This is a genomic window from Comamonas sp. wu1-DMT (genome assembly GCF_040187805.1).
In the GTDB taxonomy this organism is placed as follows: Bacteria; Pseudomonadota; Gammaproteobacteria; order Burkholderiales; family Burkholderiaceae_C; genus Comamonas; species Comamonas thiooxydans.
On the sequence record NZ_JBANEM010000008.1, the window covers coordinates 200,228 to 221,787 of the forward strand.

Below are 21,560 nucleotides of genomic sequence, written 5' to 3' on the forward strand. Positions count from 1 at the left end.
GTGTGCGGGGGCGCAGCCAGTTAAACCCCTGAATTTCGCTCCCGAGGCGCCCTACCATGGCATCGTCACAAGCCCCTGCTGCAAACGCAGCCTCCGCCCCCAAAGCGCAAGCCGCCTACGGCCAACGCGCAGGGCTTCCCCGTCATCTGCAGAACATTCTGTCGCTGCATGACTTCGAGGCCGCCGCACGCAAGCACCTGCCCCGCCCTCTGTTTGGCTATGTCTCCGGCGCGGCTGAAGACTGCGTCTCGCTGCAGGCCAACCGTGACAGCTTCCTGCAATACGGCTTCAGCTCCAGGGTCATGGTGGATGTGTCGCAGCGCAACCAGAAGGTCGAGCTGTTCGGCCAGACCTGGGACTCGCCATTCGGCGTGGCCCCCGTGGGAATCAGCGCCATCAATGCCTACCGTGGCGATCTGGTGCTGGCACAGACGGCGGCTGCCAACCGCATTCCCGCCATCATGAGCGGCACTTCCCTGATCCCCATGGAAGATGTAGCCAAGGCCGCACCGTCGACCTGGTTCCAGGCCTATCTGCCCGGCGACACCACGCGCATCGACGGCCTGATCGAGCGCATCGAGGCTGCCGGCTTCGGCACCCTGGTCATCACCGTGGACATCCCGGTCTGGGCCAATCGCGAAAACAATGTGCGCACCGGTTTCTCGATGCCGCTGCGCCCCTCGCTGCGCCTGGCCTATGACGGCATCACCCGCCCGCGCTGGATGGTGGGCACCATGCTGCGCACGCTGATCAACCACGGCATGCCGCACTTCGAGAATTCGTTTGCCACGCGCGGCGCGCCTTTGCTGTCGGGCACCGCCATCCGCGACACCTCGGGCCGTGACCACCTGAACTGGAAGAACATCGAACGCATTCGCCAGCGCTGGAAAGGCAACCTCATCATCAAGGGCATCCTCAACGAAGACGATGCCGTGATGGCCACCGATATCGGCGCGCAAGGCATCGTGGTCTCCAACCACGGCGGCCGTCAGCTCGACGGCGTGGTCGCGCCGCTGCAGATGCTGCCCTATGTGGTGGACCGCGTGGGCCACCGCACGGCCGTGATGATGGACAGCGGCATTCGCCGCGGCAGCGATGTGCTCAAGGCCGTGGCCCTGGGCGCGCGCATGGTGTTTCTGGGCCGCCCCTTCATGTACGCCGCCGCAGTCGGCGGTGCACAGGGCGTTCATCACGCCATCACCTTGCTGCGTGACGAGGTGGACCGCAATATGGCCATGCTGGGCGCGACATCCATGGCCGAGATCACCCCAAGCTGCCTGCGCGCGACGCGGGCCTGAAACCGCTCAGCCTCTAAGATAGAACGCTTGAACCATAAAAAAGGAGAGCGTCATGCCCATGTTTGTAGACCACTCGCCCCCTGGCGAGTGCATTTTCTGCAAGCTCGTCAAAGGGGAGATTCCATCGGCCAAGGTCTATGAGGACGATCTGACCATCGCCTTCATGGACATCGGCCAGGCCACACGAGGCCATGTGCTGGTAGCCAGCAAGCGCCATGCCGTCAATCTGCTGGAGCTGACGCCCGAGGAGGCCGGTGCGGTGATGCAGACGGCCCAGCGCGTGGCGGCTGCGGTGAGCAAGGCTTTCGATCCCGACGGCATCAATATCTTCCAAGCCAACGGCGCGCCTGCGGGTCAGACGGTGTTTCACTTTCACCTGCATGTGCTGCCGCGCTTCGAGGGCGATGGACTGTCCGTGGTCTGGAAGCGCGAGGAGCCGGGCTTTGCGGCTCTGGGAGAGTTGGCTGAGCGCATCAAGGCCCAGTTTTCCTGAAGCAAGCCACTGATAAAAAAGAGCAACCAGCACTTGATATTCATCGATTTCAGATAAAAAGCCATCTGAAACCCACATTTAGCAAGCGCTGGAAGCTCCTATTTTCAAGCCGCAAATTGCGCGAAGATTGCATCCAGCTTTGCAATCCATTCGGCCTTCTGCGCCTCAGCGGCAAAGCTCGCTTCCAGGCTGTTGCGCGCCAGCTGGTAGGCCTCGGGTGCACCCATGCCCGTAGCGGCAAAGAGCTGGGTGTAGTTCTCGTTGACGTAGCCGCCGAAATAGGCCGGGTCGTCCGAGTTGATCATGACCTTGAGCCCGGCCGCCAGAAGGCGCGGCAAATTGTGATCGGCCAGGTCCTTGATCACGCAGAGCTTCAGATTCGACAACGGGCAGACCGTCAGCGGTATCTGCTCCTTGACCAGCCTCTGCATCAGCAGCCCATCCTGCTCTGACTGCACGCCATGGTCGATGCGCTCCACATTCAGCACATCCAGAGCACCCCAGATATAGGCGGGCGGCCCCTCCTCCCCGGCATGGGCCACCAGATGCAGGCCCAGTTGCTTGCAGCGCGCAAACACGCGCTCGAACTTCTCGGGCGGATTGCCCAGCTCGCTGCTGTCCAGCCCCACGCCGATGAAGCGGTCACGCAGCGGCAGCGCGGCCTCCAGCGTCTGCAGGGCGCTTTCTTCGCTCAGATGGCGCAGAAAGCTCAGGATCAGCGAGGAGGAAATGCCCTGCTCGATCTGCGCATCGCGGCAGGCACGGTAAAGACCGTTGATGACGGTCTCCATGGCCACGCCGCGCTCGGTGTGGGTCTGCGGGTCAAAGAAGATTTCCGTGTGCACCACATTGTCGGCCACGGCGCGGTCCAGATAGGCGCGCGCCATGTCGTAGAAGTCCTGCTCGTGCAGCAGCACGCTGGCACCCGCGTAATAGATGTCCAGAAAGCTCTGCAGATCGGTGAAGGCATAGGCCGCGCGCAGAGCTTCCACGCTGTCATAGGCCAGAGCCACCTTGTTGCGCTGCGCCAGCGCAAAAATCAGTTCGGGCTCCAGCGAACCCTCGATATGCATATGCAGCTCGGCCTTGGGCATGGCTCGCAGCAGCTCCGGCAGACGGGAAACATCTACGGCAGGCACGGTGTTCATCTTTATTCTCCTTGGCGCTACGCGCCATTCAATGTCTAGCCTAACAAACCAGCGCAGCTCAAGCCATATGGCCAGCCCCGACGAGTCTGTGACTTCGGCCTGGCGGCCACAAGCCAGTGGCGCGGCCTCCCGGCGAGCCGCATGGACGCCAGGCCGGGCAGGCCTGTCTCAGCAGGTTCCGAAGGCGATCTCCTGGGCCTTCAGGAAACGGCGATAAGCCGACGACATGCGGTCGGCCGCCGAGTGCATTTCTGCGCGCGGATCCAGCGGCAGGGCCTTGGGCAGTTGCGACTCCAGCACCGGCTGGTCCTGCACAAAGATGGTGTGCTGGAAGGTCTGCAACTGCTCATCGGTCGATTCGAAGTCCGCGACCGCCAGACGGAACCAGACGCGGCTGGTTTCGGGAGTGACAGGGCAGATGAACAGGCCGATCTGCTCACGCCAGCCCTGTTTGGAAGTGCCCTCTTCGGGAATCTTGGTCAGCACGGCAGTGTAGGCGGCGGTCACCTCATAGGTGTACTCCACCTCGGCCGCCTGGGTGGAGTGCAGATTGGACTGGGGCTGTACAGCCTTGCAGCCTGTCGCCAGCACGCCGGTGGAGGTGCTCTCCACCTTGTAAGTGGCAATGGCCGTGGAGTCGCGGCTGCCCAGCCAGCCTTCGTGCACAAAGCCGAAGTGGGACATGTCGAGGAAGTTCTCGATGATGCGCGGTGCACTGGCCGCCACATCGTAAGGCCCGCAGTTCACCTTGCGCAGATGTTCATCCGTCTCGACAGCGAACACGGGCAGCTGGCTGTCGGAAGGCTCCAGGCGCACCCAGATCAGTCCGTAGGCTTCCTGCACCTCGAAGGCCCGTACGCGCTGCGATGCGGGGGGAGTGAAATCGGGCACGGCGGGCACTTTCACGCATTGGCCACCGGAGGAGAATTGCCAGCCGTGATAGGGGCACTCCAGATGTCCGTTCTCCACGCGCCCCATGGACAGGCGTGCACCGCGATGCGGGCAGCGATCCACGAAGGACTGCACCAGTCCCTCGGCATTGCGCCACAGCACCAGCGGCTGTTCCAGCAGCAGCACGGAAAACGGCGCGCTCACCACCTCGGAGGATTGGGCAACAGGATGCCAGAGGGTACGTTCAGTCATGGGGATACTCGTCATTATCGAAATACAAAGGGCCGCTCTGCGGCGGCCCTGTCGCTGCAGTCGTGTCTGGACGACTGTTAACAGCCAACACTACCCGGCAAACCCGGGGTCTGCCTTGAAGACATGCGCCACAGGCCGCAATCGGTGCGACGAGGCGGCGCGATGCCTGATCAGCAGTGCTTACTTGGCGTCGCCGCCGGGCACTTTGCCTTCCACGCCCTTGACGTAGAAATTGATGCCTTTGAGGAAACCGTCATCGGCAACCTTGTCGGCAGCGATCAGTTCCTTGCCGTCCTGGCCAGTGATAGGGCCCTTCCAGATGGTGAATGTACCTTCCTTCAGTCCCTTTTTCACGTCCTCAACCTTTGCCTTGAGGTCGGCAGGAATGTCGTCGGCCAGTGAAACGATGTCGATCACGCCCTCCTTGACGCCCCACCAGGTCTGGCGGCTGCTCCACTTTCCTTCCAGCGCGCTGCGGGTGGAGTCGATGTAGTAAGGCGCCCAGTTGATGATGGACGAGCCCAGGTGAGCCTTGGGGCCGTAGGCCGTCATGTCCGAATCCCAGCCGAAGGCACGCTTGCCCTTTTCCTCGGCCGTCTTCAGCACCGCCGGCGAATCGGTGTTCTGGAACAGGATGTCGGCGCCGCCGTTGATCAGGCTGGTCGCAGCTTCGGTCTCCTTGGGAGGGCTGAACCATTCGTTGACCCAGACCACCTTGGTCTTGATCTTGGGATTCACGGACTGGGCACCCAGGGTGAAGCTGTTGATATTGCGGATCACTTCGGGAATAGGCACCGAGCCCACCACGCCCAGGGTGTTGGACTTGGTCATGCCACCGGCAATGATGCCGGCCAGATAGGCACCTTCGTAAGTGCGGCTGTCATAGGTGCTGACATTGGCGGCGGTCTTGTAGCCGGTGGCGTGTTCCCACTTCACATCGGCGAATTCGGGGGCCAGCTTCTGGATCACGTCCATATAGCCGAAGGTGGTACCGAACACCAGCTTGTTGCCCTGCGAGGCCATGTCGCGCAGCACGCGCTCGGCATCGGCACCTTCGGGCACGCTCTCCACATAGCTGGTCTTGATCTTGTCACCGAACTCTTTTTCCAGGGCTTTGCGGGCCTGGTCATGGGCAAAGGACCAGCCACCGTCGCCCACCGGGCCGACATAAGCAAAAGCAATCTTCAGAGGTTCGGGAGCAGCGGCCGCAGGAGCGGCAGCGGGGGCTGCTGCCGGCGCAGCTGCTTCTTCCTTCTTGCCGCAGCCCACGAGAGCGGCCGAGGCAATAGCCGTCAGTGCGGCGACCTTGATCAATGAACGCTTGTGCAAATCAGTCATTAAAGTTTCCTTGGAACAAAGAGTGAGGTTTGAAACCGATAGGAGCGCAAGCCCATGGATACCGGTTACACCTTGGGCAATATATGCATAAACTGCGCCAAATTGCAGATAGGTATCCTGAAAACGACAGCGCAAAAAGAAAGGCCCCCTAGGGGCCTTTGATCGGACGCTGCTCAGGCGCCCCGCAAACAGTGCTTATTTGGCACCGGGCACCTTGCCCTCGATACCGTTCACATAGAAGTTGATGCTGCGCAGCCAGGCGTCATCGGCAACCTTGCCGGCTTCCAGCAGTTCCTTGCCTGTGTTGTCCTTGATGGGACCGGTCCAGACGGCGAAGGAGCCGTCCTTCAGGCCGGCGCGAGCCTTCTCAACCTTGTCCTTGATTTCCTGGGGCACGTCGTCAGCGATCTTCTTCAGGTCGATGGCGCCCTCCTTCACACCCCACCAGAAGTTGCCGGTCTGCCACTTACCGGCCAGCGTGTCTTCCACCACCTTGCTGTAGTAAGGAGTCCAGTCGATCACGGCCGAGCCCAGATGAGCCTTGGGCGCGAAGCCGCTCATGTCGCCGTCCTTGCCGAAGGCACGGGCACCGCGCTCCTCGGCCGTCTTCAGCACGGCTGGAGAATTGGTGTTCTGGTACATCACATCCACGCCGCCGTTGATCAGGCTGTTGGCGGCTTCGGATTCCTTGGGAGGAGCAAACCACTCGTTCACCCAGACCACCTTGGCCTTGATGGAGGGGTCGATGCTCTGGGCGCCCAGCACAAAGCTGTTGATGTTGCGCACCACTTCGGGGATTGGCACCGAAGCCACCACGCCCACGGTCTTGGTCTTGGTCATGGCGCCCGCCACGATACCGGCCAGATAAGCACCTTCAAAGGTCTTGGTGTCGTACACGGCTGCGTTGTCGGCCGTCTTGTAGCCGGTGGCGTGCTCGAACTTCACATCCTTGACGTCGGCGGCGACTTTCTGCACAAAGTCCTGATAGCCGAAGCTGGTGGCGAAGACCAGCTTGTTGCCCTGACCGATCATGTCGCGCATCACGCGCTCGGCATCGGCAGACTCTGGCACGCTCTCGACCATGGAGGTCTCGATCTTGTCGCCGAACTTCTCCTGGATGGCCTTGCGGCCCAGCTCGTGCTGGTAGGTCCAGCCGCCGTCGCCGATGGGGCTCACATACATGAAGCCGATCTTGAGCTTGTCGGCAGCAGGAGCAGCCGCAGGTGCGGCGGCAGGCGCTGCAGGAGCCTCTTCCTTCTTGCCGCAAGCGGTCAGCACAGCCATGGAAACAGCCGTCAGGCCGATCATCTTGATCAGAGCGCGTTTGCCCAGAGTTGTCATCGAAGTTGTCCTCTCGTTATTTTTGAAAAGCGGATTGCACCACATTTGGGCATCACGCTCCAGGGTAGAAGGGCTTTCCCAGGGAGGCCGGCATATTGGCTCGAATCCAGGTCGGATTACGCGAGATCAGCACCAGTACCACAATGGTGGCCAGATACGGCAGCATGGACAGAATCTGGCTGGGCACCTGGACCCCCGTGGCCTGCAGATGGAACTGCAACATGGTCACGCCGCCAAACAGATAGGCGCCCAGCAGGACACGGGCCGGTCGCCAGGTCGCGAAAGTCGTCAGCGCCAGAGCGATCCAGCCTCGACCCGACACCATGTTCTCCACCCACAGCGGCGTGTAGACCACGGAGATGAAGGCCCCCGCCAGACCGCACATGGCACCGCCAAACATCACGGCCATCAGACGGATGCGACGCACGGGGTAGCCCAGGGCATGGGCCGAGGATGGCGACTCGCCGACCGAGCGCAACACCAGGCCCGCACGCGTGCGGTACAGAAACCAGACCATCAGGGCAGCCAGCACGATGGCGCCGTAGACCAGCGGGTGCAGCGTGAACAAGGCCGGGCCCACGACCGGCAGATCTGCCAGGCCCGGGATGGAGTACTTGGGCAGCTCGGGCAGCTTGGCCTGCACATAGCCCAGGCCCACGAAAGCCGAGAAGCCCGCGCCGAACAGTGACAGCGCAAGACCGGTTGCGTACTGGTTGGTGTTGAACCAGATCACCAGTCCCCCGAAGATGGCGGCCAGCAAGGCCCCTGCCAGCATGCCCGCGCCAAAGCCCATCCAGGTATTGCCGGTGTGCACGGTAGCGGCAAAACCGGCAATGGCAGCGCAAAGCATCATGCCTTCGGCGCCGAGATTGACGATGCCCGATTTTTCATTGATCAGCAGGCCCAGGGCCGCCAGCGCCAGAACGGTGCCGGCGCTGAGGGTGGAGCCCAGCAGCAGTGCATAGGATTCCATGGATCAGGCTCCCTTCACTGCAGAAATGGCGCTGCCGGCTTTTTTTACCACCCAGCGGATGCGATAGGCCACCAGCGTGTCGCAGGCCAGCAGCGCGAACAGCAGCAGTCCCTGGAAGACGCCGGTCAGTGCCTTGGGCAGGCCCAGACGCGACTGCGCCAGCTCGCCACCGATATAAAACATGCTCATGAGAATGGCCGAGAAAATCATGCCCACAGGATGCAGGCGCCCCACAAAGGCCACGATGATGGCCGCAAAGCCGTAGCCGGCGGGCACATAGGGCGTCAGCTGACCCAGGGGGCCAGCGACTTCCAGCGCCCCCGCCAGACCGGCTGTGGCGCCGGAAATCAGCAGCGCCGTCCACAGTGCCTTGCGCGAGGAAAAGCCGGCATAGCGTGCCGCCGACGGCGCCAGGCCTCCGACCTGCAGGGCAAAACCTGCACGCGTGCGAAACAGAAATGCCCACAGCAAACCGGCACCCAGCAGCGAAATGATGACGCCGATGTTCATGCGCATGCCCTGCACCAGCCGAGGAATCTGCGTGACGCGCTCAAAGCTCTTGGTCTGCGGGAAGTTGTATCCCATGGGGTCCTTCCAGGGACCATAGACCAGATAGCCCAGCACCAGCGTGGCCACATAGACCAGCATCAGGCTGACCAGGATTTCGTTGGCGTTGAAGCGGTCGCGCAGCAAGGCGACTATGCCCGCCCAGAGCATGCCGCCCAGCATGCCGGCGATCAAAATGGCAGGCACGATCCAGGGCCCTGTGGTCTTGTCGGCCAGCAAGGCAATGCCGCCTGCAGCCACCGCACCGATGACGAACTGGCCTTCGGCACCGATATTCCAGACATTGGAGCGAAAGCATACGGCCAGCCCCAGCGCGATCAGCAGCAAAGGCGTGGCCTTTACAGCCAGCTCGCCCAGGGCATAGCCCGACTTGATGGGTTCCCAGAAAAAGGCCTGCAAGCCCTTGACCGGATCCTTGCCCAGCAGGGCAAACAGGCAGACTCCTACCAGCACGGTGATCAGCAAGGCCAGAATCGGCGAGCCATAGGTCCAGAACTTCGATGCCTGGGGACGTTGTTCCAGCTTAAGCATGGGCACCTCCCTGCACGACTGCCGCATCCCACAGGCCGCTCATCCATTCACCAATCTGCTGCACCGTGGCAGCCGCTCTATCCACCGAAGGACTCAGGCGGCCCTTGGCCACCACATGCAGGCGGTCACAAATCTCAAACAACTCGTCCAACTCCTCACTGACCACCAGCACGGCGCAACCCTGGTCGCGCAGCTTGAGAATCTCGCCCCGAATCTGCGCCGCAGCCCCCACATCCACCCCCCAGGTGGGTTGAGAGATGATGAGCAGACGTGGTTTGGCATCAATTTCACGACCCACGATGAACTTCTGCAGATTGCCGCCTGACAGCGACTGCGCGGCCGAATTCGGGCCACCAGCCTTGACGTTGAAGCGGCCGATGATGTCCCGCGCCTGCGCCTGCAGAGCCGCCATGCGAATCCAGCCGCCCTTGCCCACCGCAGTCTTGCGCGTCAGCAACAGGTTGTGGGCCAGGCCCATGCTGGGCACGGCTCCGCGCCCCAGACGCTCTTCGGGCACGAAGTGCAGGCCCATGCCACGGCGCCGACCAGGCCCCATGCGTCCCACGCCCTTGCCCAGCAACTGCACGGCCTCTGCCTCGGAGCGTGTGTCCTCGCCGGACAGCGCATACATCAGCTCTTTCTGGCCGTTGCCGGAGACGCCGGCAATACCGACGACTTCGCCCGCACGCACCTGCAGCGCAATGCTCTGCAGATCGACACCAAAAGGATCCTGGCTTCTGAGCGACAGCCCCTGCACACGCAGCACGGTATCGCCGGTATTCGCACTGCGGTGCTCCAGCTCCGGCGGCTCCGAGCCGATCATCATGCGCGACAGCGAAGCATTGGTCTCGTTGGCCGGGTTGCACTCCCCCGTCACCACACCGCCGCGCAACACCGTGCAAGCCGTGCACAGCGAGCGGATTTCATGCAGCTTGTGGCTGATATAGAGGATGGAGCAGCCTTCCGCGGCCAGGCGGCGCAGCACCACAAACAGCATCTCCACGGCCTGGGGCGTGAGCACCGAGGTGGGCTCGTCCAGAATCAGCACGCGGGGATTGGTCAGCAGGGCGCGGATGATTTCCACGCGCTGCATTTCGCCGACAGAAAGCGTGTGTACGGGACGATGCGGGTCCACCTCCAGCCCGTAATCGCGGGCCGTGGCCTGAATGTTCTCGATCACCTCGGCCAGTGCAATGCTCTTGTCCAGGCCCAGCCAGACGTTCTCGGCCACGGTCAGCGTGTCGAACAGGCTGAAATGCTGGAACACCATGGCAATGCCCAGTGCCCGGGCTTCCTGCGGATTGCGGATCTGCACCGGCTTGCCGTCGACCAGGATGGCACCCTCGTCAGGCTTGACCGCACCGTAGATGATCTTCATCAGCGTGGACTTGCCAGCGCCGTTTTCGCCCAGGATGGCGTGGATCTCGCCGGGCTTAACTTTCAGCGATACCTTGCTGTTTGCAACCACAGCCGGGTACCGCTTGGTAATACCCTCCAGCTGCAAGCGCGCAGGCGCACTCGCAGATGGGGAATGTGTCGGGGGGGGGATTCATCGCTGGATTGTCTCTCAATTCAAATAACAAATTGACTCAAACAGGCTCTATGCGCTGAACAGGAATACGATACAAGCTATTGATTTCGCAGCGTTAGTGCAACATTGCGAACCACCTCTCGCAGCCAGCGTGTGGCGGCTCCGGCATGCGAACGCGCATGCCAGAGCTGGTAATAGACCAGCGGAGGGAATTCCACGGGGCAAGGCAGTATGGCCAGGGACAGACGTTCGCTGAAACGCTCACAGAACAATCTGCCCGAGGTCATGACAAGCAAGCTTGATGCCACCATGTCGGGAATCAGACTGAAATGCGCGCAGCGTGCCACCACCTGGCGGCTCAAACCCATGCCCGCCAACTGTTCGTCTATCACGCCCAGGGCACCGGGATAGGCCGGGGTTGGCGCAATATGCTCGGCCTGCAGCCATTGCTGTACATCCCAGCCCCTGCGCACTGCCGGATGCTTGGGACTGACCAGGCAGACCACCTCGTCCTCGAACAGCTTGGCCATGTGCAGGCCTTCCGGTGGCTGCGGCCAGTTGCCGATAACCACATCAATCTCGCCATCGGCCAGTTGCCCCTCGTAATGCGCCTCGGCGCTCAGCGGCAGAAAGTCGACCGGGCAATGCGGGGCCTGCGCCTTCATGGCCGACATCAGCCGCGGCAGGAACTGGGGATCCAGATAGTCGCTGGCCGCAATGCGGAAGGTACGAGTCGAGGTGCGTGGGTCAAACTGCCGCGCATCGCTGAACAGCCCCTCGGCCGCACGCAGAATGTCTGCCGAGGGTTGCACCATGCGCAGACCCACATCGGTAGGCTGCATCTGTGCCCCGGAGCGCACCAGCAAAGGGTCGCCAGCGAGCTCGCGCAGACGCCGCAGTGCTGCAGACACCGCCGGCTGGTGCATGCCCAGTCGCAGCGCTGCCCTGGAGACGCTACGTTCCGTCAGCACCGTGTGCAGCACCCTGATCAGGTGCAAATCTATCTTGTCGAACAAGGTCTGGTCACGCATAGGTCACGGCCATCCGGGCGCTTTGGCACGGCCAGCCTCATCCATTTTGTATACAAAGCAGTCGCAGAGCGTAACTCAGTCAGCCCCTTTGAGCAGCCAAGGGATTGCCCTCTAGGCTGTCATATCTGCCTTGAATTCAGCATGCGCAATCCGGCTCAAACAGCCGCTGTCATCACTTCCACACGGTTGCGCCCTTTGCGCTTGGCGGCGTAGCAGGCCATATCGGCCCCCTTGAAGGCGCTGGCCGCCGTGTGGTAGCTGGCGTCCAGCAACAGCATGCCGATGCTGGCACTCAACATATAGCGCTGCCCCTGATAGGAGCCCTCCCAGTCCTGTATGGCCATGCACAGCAGTTGCGCATGGCGCATTCCCTCCTCACGGCTGATTCCGGCCATGAGAATGGCAAATTCATCGCCCCCAACCCTGGCCACCCAGCCATGAGGCCGCACCGTTGATTCGATCAGGCGCGCGATATGGCCCAGCACCTCGTCACCCACTTCACGCCCGCCCTGGCGATTGACCTGGGAGAAGTGGTCCAGGTCAACATAGAGCACGATGCCATGCGCCTTGGGCTCGCTCTGCGAACGCGCGATCACATTCGCGCCTCCCATGCTCTCCAGATAGTCGGGAGTCGTATATTCGCGCAGCCATTCCTTGAGCCGCAGAGCAAACGCCGTTCGGTTGGGCAGGCGGGTCAAGGGATCGTGCATGGCTTTCCAGCTCGATTGCTCGCGCAACTGCCGCTGCGTGGTCACATCCTCCAACTCCCAGACCAGGTATTGACCATCCAGCGCCTTGCCCGACTGCTCCCAGGCCCTGTGCATGCGCTGCATGCTCTGACCGTGAATTCGCACCCATATCGGCCTTGCATCCTTGCGTACCAAGCAAACTTCGCTATCAAATTGTCCGTAAGTATCAAGAGCCCGCCGAACCCGCCCCATCAGATCCTCATAGTCGGCATCGCTGGCACACAGATCACGCACAGCCAGGCCCTGCATTTCCTGAGGCTGATAGCCAAGTACTCTGGCTGCCTGCATGCCCACACGCTGCACCTTTGAGCCATGCGTCACGATCAAACCTACGGGGGCATAGTCCATCAAGGTCTGCAACTGCATCTGCAAATCACGCTCCAGCTCGCCATGCGCCTCATATCCACCGCCCAGGGCCTGCAAGGCAGTGCGCAGGGTCTGGGCCTCTCCCCAGTCATGATCGGACAGACCATGCCACCAGTTGCCCCCCCGGCTGCCCAAGTCCACTTCCAGCATCAGCCCGCGTCGAGAAGCCTGCTCTGCCGAGCGGAACAAGGCCGTCAGCGGATAGGCGATCAGGCAAAGTACCGCGCCAAGCAATCCAGCCAGCAACAGCAGGGCCGTGGCCAGCCAGCCCATCATCTTGACCGAGACTCCCGGCACCCATTCCTGAACGTTGCTGACCTTCAGCAGAGTCCATTGCGCCCAAGGCAGCGGCATGGCGCTCCAGAGTTGGTTATTTCTCTGCTCACTGACCGCACCGGTCTGGGCCGTCTTGAGCCAAGCTTGATCCAGCCCGCGAGGCAGCGCAGCATCGCCCAGGGCAGGGGGCAATTGCCACTGCCCTTTGCTGCTGAGAGCCAGCGGACGAAGGTCACGGTCGATCAGCAGCAGCTGGCTACCCGCTTCGGCAGAGGCAACCTCCAGCGAAAACAACACCGACAAAGGCGTCCGGTAGCTGCCGCCAAGAACGCCCTGCAACTTGCCTTGCAGATCACGCACCGGCACGACATTCTGAAACTCCAGCTGCAGGCCCGCATCACCGGCACGCACCCAGGCTTGGGTGATCGGCTTGCCCTCAGCCAACGAGCGCTTGAGCACTTCACGCAGCGGCTCTTCAAGCTGTTCTGCGGCCAGCGCCTGCTCCTGATGCAGATTGACCAGCAACTGCCCTTTTCCATCAGCCAGTTGAAGTTGCTCATACTGCTGTGCCATGGATGTGGGCTGCTTGAGCATGGCCTGCAGTGACTCCGGAGAATCATGCATATGGCCCGCCAGCACAGAGGACAGACTATGCAGGGGCTTTTGCTGCTGCTCGACTCTGAAGGCCAGCGAACGAGCCGCGTATTCCAACGCCTTGGTCTGCGCCGGCAACGCTCCGTCCATGACCGCCCGGCGCAGGGAATAAGCCACCCAGCCCGCAGCGCCAGCTCCAGCCAGCAGCACTGCAATCATGGCAACAAGCACCATGCTGCGCAGCATGGGGCCTGGGCCTCTGCGTATCCGCCCAGACTGTGGTGCGGCAGCAACCTCCTCTGGCTGCGACGGCGCAACCCATGGCGGCTCTGCTTGCAGGGAGAAGACAGCATCTGACATGGGCCTCAATATAGAGAGCCGATGTCTGCAACCCAACGAGAGGAAACCCCGGAGATTGTCGACAAATGCTACGCCGCAAGCTCCTGCTCAGAGCAGAAGCCAAGCGCTGCATGGTCTGCAACCCGGCCCGGTATTTACCCCAGCGCCAGCACCTCCAGTGCGCCGGGCCTGGGCAATTCAATGACATTGCCTCGCCCGGCAATCAGCCCATGCTCTCGCAACTGCCGGAGCACACGCGAGAATGTTTCCGGCGCAATACCCAGTTGCGCTGCAATCAGGCGTTTGCGTGCCTTGAGGGTGACATGCAGGGCATTGCCATTTCCTCCCGGGCTCGCATGGTTCAGCAGCCACTGGGCGCAGCGAGCTTCGGCGTCCTGAGCCAGACGACTGACCGCCAGCTCGGTCTGCGAGCAATAGGCCCTGGCCAGATCTTTGAGCAAGTGCTGTACGGCGGGTGCAAGCTCCGCCACAGAACTTAGAAAGCGCGCCAGAGGAATGATGTAGATGCGCCCAGCCGTCTGCGCCTGCATATCTAGGCAGGAAGGACGCTCCTGCAGCGCAAAAGCGGCATCCAGCCAGGTCGGCCCTTCCACCTGCCCCAGTTGATGGCGCATGGCCGAATCCTGCCCGACCCCGAGCATCACGCTGCCGCTTTCCAGATACAGCACCGAATCAAGGGGTTGGCGACGTTGCCTGAGCCAAGAGCCTGGAGCAAAGCTCTCAGGCTGCCCAAACGTGGAAGCGATTTGCGACATGGAGGGCATGGTGAACATATGCGCCACACTGTGCCGGGCTTTGCCCCGGCTCATATTGAGCCAAGTCAACAAGCCAGGCCGAGCAGCCAAAAGGGCCGCTGCCGAAGCTGCGGCCCTTTGGAGCTGACAGGTCGATATTTCAGATCGACAACGTCGTAAACACAACTCAGCCCCCGGAAACAGATACGTCCAGGCGGCTCATATCGCTGCATCTTTTTTCCAGTCGACCATGGATTGCCGATGGCTGTCATTCCTTACCGGACACAGGAAGCCAGCTAAGGCAGCAGACTCTCAGGGAACGCTGTCAGAAATACGGCAAGCGGCAGCCGCAGTGCCTCGGCGTCAAAACAGCTCCATCAGATCAGGCGCTGCTGTCGCAAAGCGCTGCCATTCGTCGATCGGCCTGTATGACGCGCACCTACCAAGTGTGTGCATAGCTGACTCGCAACACAGTGCCCGCTGCAGGGAGGCGGCTGGTGTTGTTGTTATTGCGAAGCAGCTGGCTGTATAGCGGGAAGTAGTTGCGGTTAAGCAGGTTTTCCACACCGAGCGATACGCGGTTCTTGGAGTCGATTTTCCATTGGCTGATCAAGTCCACCGTGGTGTAGCCCCTGGTGTCGTGGCGCCCAAAGCTGGTCTTGCCATCCAGGCGGTAATCCTTGGAGGCATATGCGCTTGCCTGGATGCGGTGGCTCCAGCTGGCATTGGGACGGTATTCCACATAGGCAGTCAGTTTGAGGGGCGGAATACGATAGCCCGTCATGTCCTGATAAAGGCTTGATCCCTGCGGAAGTTCACGCCCTTTCATCCAGGTAAAGCTCCCACCGCTGCTCCAGCGGTCATCGTCGCTGAAGTAATCGAGGCCGCCTTCGATCCCCTTGATTTTTTCTTTGGTTCGCAACAGCGTGAGCCCGTTATTGAAACTCTGCACGGCGCCGAGATCGGAGCGCGATTGAAAGGCTCCCAGGTTGGCAATGACATTGGAAAACTTGCCGCGCCAACCGACTTCCACGGTATCTGTTTTGACGGCCTGCAGGTTGGAATTGCCGATGTTGAAGCCCGCTGTGGCATTGCGCACCACGACCCCAATATCCGGCAGCTCAAAGCCCTGGCTGTAGGACGCATAGAACTCGTGTCCCTTGGTTGGCGCAAAGACCGTGCCCAGGTTGTAAGTCCATGAGCCGTATTTAACGGTACCGCCAGAGACGGACTGGGGGCTGGGCAATTTCGATTGCGACAAAGGAGTGAAGTCGTTGAAGCTGGCCTGAGCTCGGTCGTAGCGCGCTCCGCCTTCCACGGACCACTGATCGTTGAATTTGTGTTGCAGCTGGGCAAAGGCGCCAATGCTTCGGGTCGTGACCTGGGGCATATAGATCAGGCGGCCAATCTTGTTGAACACCAGACCTCCACTGGCGTCATAGGCCTTGGGATCAAAGATATCGATCGGCATGTCGGTGCGCTCGTGATTGAAGTCGGCCCCCCAGATCAGCAAGGTGTTCTTCTCTTGTCCGAGAGGTGTTTTGATGGTCAGGCGACCACCGAACACATCGGAGTTCTGCATGGACTGATCGACGTTGGCGCCTCGCACAGGAACGGCTCGTGCATCGAAGGGCGCAAAGCGCGTATAAAAATCCCGGTAATAGAGTTGAGCCGCCACGGCGCTGCCTGCGAGATCGCGGTTCTCATAGTCAAGACCCAGCATGGTGTTCTTGATCTGGTTTTGATCTGCAAGTACCAAGCCCTTGATAGGCCTGGCGGCTGCCGTACCTGCGGGCAAGCGGGCCACTGACGGATCGGATGCATAGTCGGTGTCCTGGCTGGCGTTGTAGTGGCTCGCGGAGAATTGAAGCCGTTGATTTGCGTCCAGCTTGAAGCCGATCTTGGCGGACGCGTTGTAGATATCGGAGTCGAACAAGTCTCCCTGGCTGGGCTCGGGTGCAATGCGTGCGCCCTTGGCGTCGAATGAGCCTCCGACATGCTTGGCGCCCAGGCTGACGGAATAGTCGACCACATCGCCGCCGCCAGAAAGATAGTGCTGGACTTCGGCTCCAAGCCCGGCGCCTCTGAGTTTGGACAGCGGTGCAGACCCTGTCACTATGGTCTCTGCTTTGGTCTCGCCCGAGGGGCGTTTGGTACGCACAGAGATGATGCCGCCTGCTGCGCCGCTGCCGTAGATGGCGCTGCTGCCGCGAAGCACCTCAATCTGTTCGATGTCCGCAGGGTTGATGTTGGCGAGGTTTCTGGATGAGTCGCGATTGGTGTTCAGTGGAACCCCGTCCACGAGGACAAGCATGTTCCGGCCGCGCAGAGTCTGCCCATAGTCGGTGATTGTGTGGCTGGAATCTGCCATCCCCGGGACGACTTTGCTGAGCATGGTTGCCAGACTGTCGGAGCCTTGCCGAAGTTGCTGAACTTCTTCAGCTTCGAGAATACTGACCTGCCGAGACGGCGCAACGAGATTATTCTGGGTACGAGCCGTCACCGTCACGGCTGCAAGCTCCGGAGAGCCTTGCCCGCTGACGGGCACGGAAGCACTGCTCTTTTGTTCGATGGATGCCTTGGTGCTCCCCGGGACTTCCAGTGCATAGTTGCCTTCACCTAGACGACGTGCACTCAGTCCCGAGCTTTCCAGCAAATGTGCAAAACCGCTATCGACGGTGTGGAAACCAGACAGGCCAGGAGTACGCTTGTCCTTGAGCTTGCTCAGATCCATGCTGAGATTGATGCCCGCCTGACCGGCAAAGTCCATCAGTGCAGGACCGAGCGGGCCAGCGGATACCTGATAGGACTTCTGCGCGGGACTGGTAACCGGATCTGCAGCGTAAGCCTCCGGCATGTGCAAACCGATAGCGGCTGTGCCGACGATGGCAACAAAAATTCCTCTGACTGCCGTTGCGACCGGGCGCAGTCGCATCGCATTGGCGTTCCTGTTGGGTTTCCGGACGTACTTTTCGGGCATCTGCTCAATCCTCTTGGCTGTCAATAAACGGGTCTTGATGCACTTGACAGGCGAGATTGAAAAACAGGACAGCGATTTAAAAGAGTCATCGCTGCGGCCTGAATTTCCGAGGGCAGCATGCGAAAACCTGATCCCGGGAAACTTCAGGAACGCGTGACGGTGATCCAGTAACGGGTGCGTTGCTGCCTACGGATTGGCAGGGTCCGAGCCAGCAACTCGAGAATACGATCTGTATCGCGCAAATGGAATGTGCCGGACACGAGCAGCTCAGCAGCACTTGGATCGCAGCGCAGGATTCCTTCGCGATAGCGCTGCAACTCCTCCAGGAAGTCAGCCAAGCGCATGTTCTCGGCATACAACACACCCCGAGTCCAGGCATCGGCGTGGGATGGCAGGGAGGTGAAGGCGCCCGCCTTGTGAGCATCGAAGTTCACTTGCTCGCCAGCCTGCACGACAAGGGATTGCCTGGAATGCGCAGGCACTACCTGCACCGCGCCTTGCAGCACCGACAGCGTCGTGCTTCGCGCATGCTTTCGAACGATGAATTTGGTGCCCAGTGCCTGCAGCCGCCCATCGGCAGTCTGGACAACAAAGGGCAAGGTCTTGTATTCGCTCAGGTGTGCGGTTTCCACCAGAATCTCACCTGCAAGATGCTGGATCAGACGTTCCTTGCCATCGAACTGAACGCTTATTGCGGAAGCCGTATTCAACAGCACCTGACTGTTGTCAGCCAATGTCAGTTCGCGTCTTTCGCCTGTTGCTGTTCTGAAGTCCGCATTCCAGATGTGCCATGGCAGATAGCGGTAGGAGAACCAGCCAAGCATTGGAGTTGCCAGAGCGAGTGCCGATGCACGCAGAATCTGCCGGCGATTTCCCGTCGCACGTGGACGATCCAGAACGGCCATGCCGACTGCCGAAGGAACACTCTCCATTCGGAATTTCAGTTGCTCTATGCGTTGCCAGATTTCCTCGTGGGTTGCACTGAGGCTGCGCCACCGGGCAAGCTCAGCCTGCTCTGCTTCGCTGAAGTCCGATGCATGTCGGCGAGCCAGCCATTGAGCGGCCTCATCGAGAATGCTTGCATCGATTGCACTCATTTCAGGCGTCCAGCATCACGCGCAGGCATTGCCGGAAGCCCTGCGCCATATAGCGGGTGACCGTACGCACGCTTACTTGCATCTGCGTGGCGATCTCCTCATAAGCAAGCCCTTCGAGCTGTGAAAGCAGGAATGCAGTGCGAACTTTCGTCGGAAGCTCTCCCAGCAATGCATCCAGCTCTTCCAGGGTCTCCAGCAAGATGGCTCGGGCCTCCGCCGAGAGCGCGGTGGCTTCAGGCAATAGCTGCAAGGAGGCAAGATATGCCTGTTCGAGCGAGCGCCGTTCCAGGTGATTGATCATCAATCGCCTGGCGACGATTGTCAGATAAGCCCTGGGCTCTCTGATGTCTTCGATTGCTTGCGTTCTGGCAGTTGTCCAAATGCGCGTGAATGTGTCCTGCGCAATGTCTGCCGCATCACAACGGTTGCCAAGCTTGCGCTGCAGCCAGGAGATCAGCCAGCGGTTGTGCAGTGTGTACATGCTGCCAAGTGCTTCACTGGCGATGCTGTTGGCGTGGGTAGGCACCGAAGTCTCTCGTGCATTGGAAATGCAACGATTCTACATAAATGATACCCATTCTCACTTATTGAGAAGCCCCACCGCCCAGTGGGCACAGCCCTCTGCCAGGCCAGACCTGGTCCATCCGAGCGTCATCGCAGCCATGAAAAGCAGCCGCGCAGATGCATCAACTGCGCAGCCGCCGTCAAAGGATCTCGGATCCATATCTGCTCGGAATTAGCAAGAGCATCGTCCACCTGGAGACCAGAGACCGGACTGCAAACTTCAGCACACCCGCGTCAGAAGTCAACCGTTGCCGACAGCGCCAGCGTGCGCGGTGCCCCCAGTGCCAAGCTGGACAGCAGTGGCATGCCCCAATAAGCCTTGTTGGAAACGTTCAGCAGCGTCGCGCGAAACGTGACTGGGTTGCCGGCGACCTTGGTTGCATAGCGTGCACCGAGGTCGTAGGTCACACGACCTGCCGCCCAAAGGCTGTTGTCCGCACTGATATATTGCTTGGACACCGCCGTTGCATTACCCGTAACAGTCAGCCCGGGAATGGCAGGAACATCCCATTCAGCACCCAATTTCCCTTGCAGCTTGGGCACCCCCGTGGCGACTTTGCCCTGATTGACGCCGCCAGCGGTCTGCGTCAGCTTGGGCGCGGTGTAGGCAATCCCGCCCATCATTCGTACGCCACGCAGCGGCGATCCCCAGAAGCCCCATTCGATGCCGCGATTGCGCTGCTCTCCGCCGAACGAGAAGATATTGGTGACCGGGTCCGTATAGCTGCTGGGGCGTGTGATCTCGAACAGACTGAACGTGTGCGCGAATTCCCCAAGATCAAGTTTGACACCCACTTCTTTCTGCTTGGTCTTGTAAGGCGCAAACACTTCACCCGCGTTTGCAGCGGTCATTGGTGCGGTTGCGCCCTGGCTCAGGCCTTCAATGTAGTTGGCGTAAGCCGACACATGTTCTGTGGCCTTGAACAGCAAGGCTGCGGCAGGTGATGTGGCGCTCTGGTCATATCGCGAAGTGCGCGCCCCCGTGGTGATGCTGAAGGCGTCGCTGACCACTTGCTGGCGGCGCACGCCCAGGGTGAGTTGCACACGATCTTCGGCAAATGACATGGTGTCCGCCAGGCCATAGCTGGCCAGGCGCACCTCGGTGTGCGAGATGTGCGGCGCAACAAAGGGCGCTTCCGGTCCCCAGACCGGGTTGTAGAGGTTGGTAGTCCAGTCTGCGCCCGGCACGCTACGGCGCCCATAGTCGTCCTGCTTGTGAGCATAGTGCGTTGCATTGAGCGCCCATTGATGCTTGATGGCTCCGGTTTGGAGCCTTCCCTTGAGACCCATTTCTGCCGAACGCTTTTTCTGCTCGAAGGCCAGTTGTCCCATGGCGGTCTTGAAATCGCCCGCAGCGTTGAGCACCTGAGCCGACATCGCGCCGTTGTATTCATAGTCGGTTTTGCTGACGCCGAAGGCCGCGTAGGCCATCACCTGGTCGTTCACATCGAATTCACCGCGCACCATCGCGGCCTTGTCCTGATTGTGCACATGCGACCAGTTGGGGTTCAGCAGGGTCTCAGGCTTGGGCGGCCTGGGAATGGCCACACCCGGGGCCAGACTGATGCCTCGTGTCACGCCGTTCACGCGGTCATCGCTGGTGTAGAAGTCGGCGGAGATCCGGGCTCGATCGCCACGCCAGTCAAGGCCCAATGATGCAAGCCTGGATTTCTTGTCCTGCTGGTTTACCGCCCCTTCACCTCCACGGTAAACACCATTGAAGCGGATGCCGAACTGATTGTCTGCGCCAAACCTGCGTCCCAGATCAATATGGCCGCCAAACTGCGAATCCGACATATAGGTGGTGGTCAGTCGCGTGATGGGATCGCTGGCAGCGCGTTTGGGAACCAGGTTGACGGAGCCCCCCACTGATCCTCCAGGGGGCATGCCATTGAGCAATGCGGACGGTCCTTTGAGGACTTCGATGCGCTCGAACATCTCCGGCGTGGTGCGGTAGTAAGGAGCCATGCCGTAGAGACCGCCCAGCGTCATGTCGGAGCTGCTCGAAGAGAAACCGCGAATCGAGTAGTTTTCGCTCCATGACGCTGCAACCCCATTGCTGAACACCGTGGGATCGGTGGCAGAGATCACATCGGTAATGGTCTGTGCCTGACGATCCTGCGTGAACTTTTCGGTATAGCTGATGGTGTTGAAGGGCGTCTCCATGAAGTCCTTGTCTCCCAACAAGCCGACACGACCGCCGGAATTGACCTGCCCCCCCGCATAGGGAGCGGTGACGGGAGCGACTTTTTCTTGCACGGTGACCTGTGGCAGAGTGGCCTCGGCCTCGCTGGTCTGCACTTGGGCGTGCGCCGCTCCCGCCAGCTGACTGCCCATGGCCAGTCCCAGCAGCATATAGGGGCACATCACGCTACGCCGGCGCGCAAATGGAGGAGTCGTCAGAGAGTTGAGTGAAATGAGACCTGGGTTCTTGGGCATACCCGAT

16 protein-coding genes are annotated in these 21,560 nt (G+C 60.8%); 2 read left to right on the plus strand and 14 right to left on the minus strand.

Annotated elements, in window-relative coordinates; genetic code table 11:
• Nucleotides 1-56 precede the first annotated feature (56 nt).
• Nucleotides 57-1,298: an alpha-hydroxy acid oxidase gene (locus tag V8Z78_RS13725; protein ID WP_057093142.1), complete on the plus strand. Its 1,242-nt coding sequence runs from the start codon at nucleotides 57-59 to the stop codon at nucleotides 1,296-1,298.
• A gap of 52 nt (nucleotides 1,299-1,350) precedes the next feature.
• Entirely contained in the window at nucleotides 1,351-1,791 is a 441-nt protein-coding gene (locus tag V8Z78_RS13730) for an HIT family protein (protein WP_057093144.1), read from the plus strand.
• 104 nt (nucleotides 1,792-1,895) lie between these two features.
• Here V8Z78_RS13730 and V8Z78_RS13735 read toward each other — a convergent pair whose 3' ends face one another.
• From V8Z78_RS13735 to V8Z78_RS13800, 14 genes are all read right to left on the minus strand, one after another.
• Complete coding sequence (locus V8Z78_RS13735; protein WP_349731551.1) at nucleotides 1,896-2,939, minus strand: adenosine deaminase; 1,044 nt, start codon at nucleotides 2,937-2,939, stop codon at nucleotides 1,896-1,898.
• Between the two features lie 168 nt (nucleotides 2,940-3,107).
• Complete coding sequence (locus V8Z78_RS13740) at nucleotides 3,108-4,082, minus strand: aromatic ring-hydroxylating dioxygenase subunit alpha (protein ID WP_057093146.1); 975 nt, start codon at nucleotides 4,080-4,082, stop codon at nucleotides 3,108-3,110.
• 180 nt (nucleotides 4,083-4,262) lie between these two features.
• Complete coding sequence (locus V8Z78_RS13745; protein WP_003067156.1) at nucleotides 4,263-5,420, minus strand: BMP family ABC transporter substrate-binding protein; 1,158 nt, start codon at nucleotides 5,418-5,420, stop codon at nucleotides 4,263-4,265.
• A gap of 195 nt (nucleotides 5,421-5,615) precedes the next feature.
• A complete protein-coding gene (locus tag V8Z78_RS13750) occupies nucleotides 5,616-6,761 on the minus strand; it encodes a BMP family ABC transporter substrate-binding protein (RefSeq protein ID WP_003067155.1) in 1,146 nt (381 codons plus the stop codon).
• Between the two features lie 52 nt (nucleotides 6,762-6,813).
• On the minus strand, nucleotides 6,814-7,734 hold the full coding sequence (locus tag V8Z78_RS13755; protein ID WP_003052482.1) for an ABC transporter permease: 921 nt from the start codon (nucleotides 7,732-7,734) through the stop codon (nucleotides 6,814-6,816).
• A 3-nt stretch (nucleotides 7,735-7,737) separates the two neighbouring features.
• On the minus strand, nucleotides 7,738-8,832 hold the full coding sequence (locus tag V8Z78_RS13760; protein WP_057093149.1) for an ABC transporter permease: 1,095 nt from the start codon (nucleotides 8,830-8,832) through the stop codon (nucleotides 7,738-7,740).
• Nucleotides 8,825-10,300, minus strand: coding sequence for an ABC transporter ATP-binding protein (locus V8Z78_RS13765; RefSeq protein ID WP_349731552.1), 1,476 nt, complete (start codon nucleotides 10,298-10,300; stop codon nucleotides 8,825-8,827). Before V8Z78_RS13765 ends, V8Z78_RS13760 begins: the two co-directional genes overlap by 8 nt.
• A gap of 161 nt (nucleotides 10,301-10,461) precedes the next feature.
• Nucleotides 10,462-11,394, minus strand: coding sequence for a LysR family transcriptional regulator (locus tag V8Z78_RS13770; RefSeq protein WP_003067150.1), 933 nt, complete (start codon nucleotides 11,392-11,394; stop codon nucleotides 10,462-10,464).
• A gap of 155 nt (nucleotides 11,395-11,549) precedes the next feature.
• Entirely contained in the window at nucleotides 11,550-13,625 is a 2,076-nt protein-coding gene (locus V8Z78_RS13775; RefSeq protein WP_057093151.1) for a sensor domain-containing diguanylate cyclase, read from the minus strand.
• 248 nt (nucleotides 13,626-13,873) lie between these two features.
• A complete protein-coding gene (locus tag V8Z78_RS13780) occupies nucleotides 13,874-14,512 on the minus strand; it encodes a Crp/Fnr family transcriptional regulator (RefSeq protein WP_003067148.1) in 639 nt (212 codons plus the stop codon).
• Nucleotides 14,513-14,912: 400 nt separating this feature from the next.
• Entirely contained in the window at nucleotides 14,913-17,330 is a 2,418-nt protein-coding gene (locus V8Z78_RS13785) for a TonB-dependent receptor (RefSeq protein WP_370512846.1), read from the minus strand.
• Nucleotides 17,331-17,596: 266 nt separating this feature from the next.
• Entirely contained in the window at nucleotides 17,597-18,550 is a 954-nt protein-coding gene (locus tag V8Z78_RS13790) for a FecR domain-containing protein (RefSeq protein WP_349731553.1), read from the minus strand.
• A gap of 1 nt (nucleotide 18,551) precedes the next feature.
• Nucleotides 18,552-19,031 (minus strand): sigma-70 family RNA polymerase sigma factor, encoded by a 480-nt coding sequence (locus tag V8Z78_RS13795; RefSeq protein WP_034353742.1) that lies wholly within the window; start codon nucleotides 19,029-19,031, stop codon nucleotides 18,552-18,554.
• Between the two features lie 317 nt (nucleotides 19,032-19,348).
• Complete coding sequence (locus V8Z78_RS13800; protein WP_179626688.1) at nucleotides 19,349-21,553, minus strand: TonB-dependent receptor; 2,205 nt, start codon at nucleotides 21,551-21,553, stop codon at nucleotides 19,349-19,351.
• Nucleotides 21,554-21,560: the final 7 nt, after the last annotated feature.

Coding starts and splice junctions, on each gene's coding strand:
- V8Z78_RS13725 (WP_057093142.1), top strand. CDS start 57: ATGGCATCGTCACAAGCCCCTGCTGCAAACGCAGCCTCCGCCCCCAAA.
- V8Z78_RS13730 (WP_057093144.1), top strand. CDS start 1,351: ATGCCCATGTTTGTAGACCACTCGCCCCCTGGCGAGTGCATTTTCTGC.
- V8Z78_RS13735 (WP_349731551.1), bottom strand. CDS start 2,939: ATGAACACCGTGCCTGCCGTAGATGTTTCCCGTCTGCCGGAGCTGCTG.
- V8Z78_RS13740 (WP_057093146.1), bottom strand. CDS start 4,082: ATGACTGAACGTACCCTCTGGCATCCTGTTGCCCAATCCTCCGAGGTG.
- V8Z78_RS13745 (WP_003067156.1), bottom strand. CDS start 5,420: ATGACTGATTTGCACAAGCGTTCATTGATCAAGGTCGCCGCACTGACG.
- V8Z78_RS13750 (WP_003067155.1), bottom strand. CDS start 6,761: ATGACAACTCTGGGCAAACGCGCTCTGATCAAGATGATCGGCCTGACG.
- V8Z78_RS13755 (WP_003052482.1), bottom strand. CDS start 7,734: ATGGAATCCTATGCACTGCTGCTGGGCTCCACCCTCAGCGCCGGCACC.
- V8Z78_RS13760 (WP_057093149.1), bottom strand. CDS start 8,832: ATGCTTAAGCTGGAACAACGTCCCCAGGCATCGAAGTTCTGGACCTAT.
- V8Z78_RS13770 (WP_003067150.1), bottom strand. CDS start 11,394: ATGCGTGACCAGACCTTGTTCGACAAGATAGATTTGCACCTGATCAGG.
- V8Z78_RS13775 (WP_057093151.1), bottom strand. CDS start 13,625: ATGCTGCGCAGCATGGTGCTTGTTGCCATGATTGCAGTGCTGCTGGCT.
- V8Z78_RS13780 (WP_003067148.1), bottom strand. CDS start 14,512: ATGTTCACCATGCCCTCCATGTCGCAAATCGCTTCCACGTTTGGGCAG.
- V8Z78_RS13785 (WP_370512846.1), bottom strand. CDS start 17,330: ATGCCGGAGGCTTACGCTGCAGATCCGGTTACCAGTCCCGCGCAGAAG.
- V8Z78_RS13790 (WP_349731553.1), bottom strand. CDS start 18,550: ATGAGTGCAATCGATGCAAGCATTCTCGATGAGGCCGCTCAATGGCTG.
- V8Z78_RS13795 (WP_034353742.1), bottom strand. CDS start 19,031: ATGTACACACTGCACAACCGCTGGCTGATCTCCTGGCTGCAGCGCAAG.
- V8Z78_RS13800 (WP_179626688.1), bottom strand. CDS start 21,553: ATGCCCAAGAACCCAGGTCTCATTTCACTCAACTCTCTGACGACTCCT.